This window comes from Chryseobacterium sp. (assembly GCF_045629545.1).
In the GTDB taxonomy this organism is placed as follows: Bacteria; Bacteroidota; Bacteroidia; order Flavobacteriales; family Weeksellaceae; genus Chryseobacterium.
Genome location: NZ_JAZQRK010000005.1, coordinates 1 through 4,277 on the forward strand (window position 1 = coordinate 1; position 4,277 = coordinate 4,277).

The 4,277-nt window shown below is 33.1% G+C and carries 4 protein-coding genes; 1 reads left to right on the plus strand and 3 read right to left on the minus strand.

The features are described from left to right. The 3 genes from ACKI42_RS00870 to ACKI42_RS00880 form a co-directional block, all read right to left on the minus strand. Nucleotides 1–540 (minus strand): DUF2931 family protein (locus ACKI42_RS00870; protein WP_407401482.1); only part of this gene is annotated, 540 nt, incomplete at its 3' end. Between the two features lie 21 nt (nt 541–561). Continuing rightward, on the minus strand, nt 562–1,524 hold the full coding sequence (locus ACKI42_RS00875; protein WP_407401484.1) for a DUF2931 family protein: 963 nt from the start codon (nt 1,522–1,524) through the stop codon (nt 562–564). 70 nt (nt 1,525–1,594) lie between these two features. After that, nucleotides 1,595–3,487 carry a T6SS phospholipase effector Tle1-like catalytic domain-containing protein gene (locus ACKI42_RS00880; protein ID WP_407401486.1) on the minus strand — a complete coding sequence of 631 codons (1,893 nt, stop codon included), beginning with the start codon at nt 3,485–3,487 and terminating at the stop codon, nt 1,595–1,597. A gap of 26 nt (nt 3,488–3,513) precedes the next feature. Here ACKI42_RS00880 and ACKI42_RS00885 point away from each other — a divergent pair. After that, a partial coding sequence (locus ACKI42_RS00885) for a transposase (RefSeq protein ID WP_407401488.1) occupies nt 3,514–4,277 on the plus strand: 764 nt, incomplete at its 3' end.

The window sequence follows — 4,277 nt, forward strand, 5'->3', positions numbered from 1 at the left end:
TGGATTATCATAAAACGAATTTACATCTACAAATGTTTCTTTGGCTTGTAATCGGCATATCTCTACACGGTTGTTAATACCAGATAACCATAAAACTACCATACCTCCGGGTGCCATACCTACTGTAAGTTTGGTGTAATTTTCGTGTACAATCATATCACTACCATCTACTCTATCATATCCTTTTCGAAATAGGGCAAGTATTTTGTCATGAGGAAGCTCCGTCTCTACGGTATAGAATTTCTTCTCTGCATAAGCTACATAAGTAAGCGCAAAATAATAAGGTACATCTGCTCCACCTTGCCCACCTTCTGTTCCATCATATTGCCAACCATCTCTAGAAACACCAGTTTTCGGCACTCCACATATCAATTTTTTATTTTTATCTGCAAAATAACCGATATGCACTTCTGTAGGGTATTCTGTAGGTGCAGTAGCTGTAACCATATAAGGAAAACTGTCTTGCTGATTCATATTTTCTTTGTTACAACTTTGCAACACTGTGAATGCCATTATTAAAATAAAAATTTCTTTCATCATTTAAATAATAATTCTGAACAATTAACCTCCAAAAACGCCTTGAATTTTAGATTTAAATAGTGGTATTTCGTCATTTTCACACCTTACAGATAATTTAATATCTTTAAACATAAAAGTAGGTGTAAGTATGATATCTATTGGCTTATTAATATGTTTGCTTTGGAGTGTGTTGAATACCTTTAGAATCTCATCATCATCAAAAATAATAGTGGTGTTATAAAGTGTAAATAATAAAATACTTTTATAAGGAATACCTCTTTTTTTATAATCATTTTTAATTATTGCATCTCCTAAAATTTCCTCCTCTTCTCCATTGAAATATAAAGTATTTTCATAGGTTATATAATCTTTATCGTCATAAGGATTAAGTACAAAACGGTACTGAAAGTGATCTCGATAATTTTCATATTTTTTTATTGGAAGACCACTTTTTGAAATCTCCGACTTGATACTGTCTGGAACAGCTATTTTATACAATTCATCAAAAAATCCTTGTTGTGTTCTTTCATGTGGATTATCATAAAACGAATTTACATCTACAAATGTTTCTTTGGCTTGTAATCGGCATATCTCTACACGGTTATGAAGTCCAGATAACCATAAAACTACCATACCTCCGGGTGCCATACCTACTGTGATAGTAGTATAGGTTTCGTGAACTGTTCTACCAGATTCATCATATCTATCATATCCTTTTCGAAATAGGGCAAGTATTTTGTCATGAGGAAGCTCCGTCTCTACGGTATAGAATTTCTTCTCTGCATAAGCCACATAAGTAAGCGCAAAATAATAAGGTACATCTGCTCCACCTTGCCCACCTTCTGTTCCATCATATTGCCAACCATCTCTAGAAACACCAGTTTTCGGCACTCCACATATTAATTTTTTATTTTTATCCGCAAAATAACCGATATGCACTTCTGTAGGGTATTCTGTAGGTGCAGTAGCTGTAACCATATAAGGAAAACTGTCTTGTTGATTCATATTTTCTTTAGTTTTATTTTGACATGCCCATAAGAAAAAACTCATATAGCATAAATAGAATAGTTTCATATTAATAAATTTTTCGTTTGCGTATTTTGTCTTCTTTTCTTGGCATATTGGTTTGTATAGCTGAATCTAAGTTCCAATATCCATAGGTAGAATTCCAATGAAGATAATGATTTCTTAACTTATGGATAGCAACTTTTTTGGCTTTATCATCATCCAAAGCCAGTAGTATTGGATTATCAACTTTAGGTTTCTTCTCAAAAAAACTATCATCATACTGTATTGGATAGGGAACTCCATTTATATTATCTTTATACAATAGAGGCTGTCCTCCGTTAAAAGCATAAGAACGTAGGTATTTCTTTAAATCTTGTAAAAAACCAATGTTGTTATCAATCCAATTATTAATAAAGTTTTTAAATTCTAATAATTCTATGTTATTTATTAAATCTCCTTTTTTATTACAAAATTCTGCCATAATATGCAAAGGAATATAACTGTACTGATTGCTTACTCTCTGTCTATTGCTACAAAGTGAAAATTCTCCATACAGCACTTTCTCATGGTTGCTATCATCTATTTTGTTACCAAATGCATCGATTACAAATATCTCTTTATCTTTAAACCAACCATGCTGAATAAATTGATTCCTAAGATCTTTTAAAGATAAATAACTGTGAGTAGAATCGATATTTTTGGCAGAATCTGACCATCCTTCTACATATGCTCCACCAACATCGCAATGTACGCCTGGGAATACTAGTTCTGTCCCTCCTTTCTTGCCACTATCGGCTGAAACTTTAGTAACAGACGAAATATCTACAAGGCTAAAATTGGTACGATGCTCATCTGCAGCTATCATATGTACCACATATTGTGCACGGTTAACGTTATCTAACCCTAGATCTTCGTAATCATTCTTTTGTACTACACCATGATGAGGCACTGTGTCATAAATTCCTACAAAACGTACTTTTACTTTTATACTATCATTGTATAAAGCTGCCTCTTCAAGTTTTTGCCCTAGATACCCAAACGGAGGCATATATCTATCTTTATAAACAGGTTGCAAATCATACCCTTGTATATCTTCTATGATACCCATTACTTTACCTGCAATACTTTTTTTGGGAATGTAAGCTCCTGCAGTTACAACGTGTACGAAGTGCCGAGCAGCAGCAGCTCCTCTGCTAAAGCCAAAAACATCTATAGTTATATTACCAATTTCTTCTGTACTTTTAATTCCCTTAATATTTTTTATCATATCATCAATTGCCAAGCGTACCTTTTTCTTTATACCAGATTTTCCCATACCTACAGCTTTACCAGGAATATCATCGCCTTTATATTCATTTTTATCTAATCTACCTGTAGCTTCATTGGGTCTTGTATTAGAGCCAATACCTTCAGTATATACTTTAAATATTTTATCATTCAAATTATCCTTATAGTTTTTAAAAAGTATTGCGGGATTGGAGAGATCATTTTCATAGCTAGAACTTCCTTTAGAAGGATCTCCTTTCACTGCACCTCCTTTTTCATTATAAACTTCTTTAGTATCTGCATCATTAAGTATTAGCCCTGTGTTATTTGTAGGCTTTGTACCAGTAGCAGCTTGTCTTAGTTCAGTATTGTACATATTATTAAGAGTACCATCCAAGAAAACACCAAATGTAAAATCAACAGATTGTTTTTTTGTTTTAGCAACTGATTCTGGCTTTCCTACAACAACAGGATTATTAGTAGGTTTAGGTTTCACCAATTGGGTAAGCTCATTTTTAATCTTGAGCTTAATTTTATCTTCGATACGATCCAATGAATTGAAGTAGATTACCTGTGCATAAAATTCATGTTCAGATTCATCTATATAATCTTTATCATTTAGTGTTTTTTGATATAGAAGTCGTTTAAACCTATTTTGAAAATATAAAAGGGTTGACGAAATTTGTGTTGCCAAACATACTCATTTCAAAACCAACCCTCATGTACAGTGTACTTGACAAATATATAATAAAAAGTGAAATTGTTCCTTATTTACCCTTAGCAAAAAGGGGTTTTCAAGTGACAGTTCCTCTTGAAGAAATAGTAAATGCTGTTCTTTATAAGTTAAAAACGGGTGTTCAATGGCATCAATTGCCAGTAAAGTCATTATTTGATGATGATTTGTTGAGCTGGCAATCTGTTTATTACCATTATCGCAAATGGTGTAAAACAGACGTTTTGAAGAAAAGTTGGATTCGTATTTTAGAAAAGAATAAATCAAAATTAGATCTTTCGAGTGTTGATTTTGATGGTAGTCATACCTCTGCAATCAGAGGTGGCGAAGAAGCAGAATATCAAGGTAGAAAGAAACGTAAAACAACAAATGCACTGTATTTGAGTGACCGCCAAGGATTACCTTTGGCTATTTCAAATCCGGTGGCTGGTAACCACAATGACTTATATAACATAGAAGCTCAGTTTGAAGTAGTAACAGGCACATTAGAACAAGCAAATATTCCAGTTGAAGGACTTTTCTTAAATGCCGATGCAGGTTTTGATTCTAAAGAGTTTAGGCTGTGTTGTGTGAAAAAAGAAATAAATGCAAATGTTTGTTTCAATAAAAGAAATGGAGATGCGGATAGAGATGAACATTTTGATCAATTGCTTTATAGCCAGAGATATAAAATTGAACGAACAAATGCTTGGATGGACAGTTTTAGATCATTGCTTAATAGGTTTGATACATCTGTAGCAAGTTGGTTAGG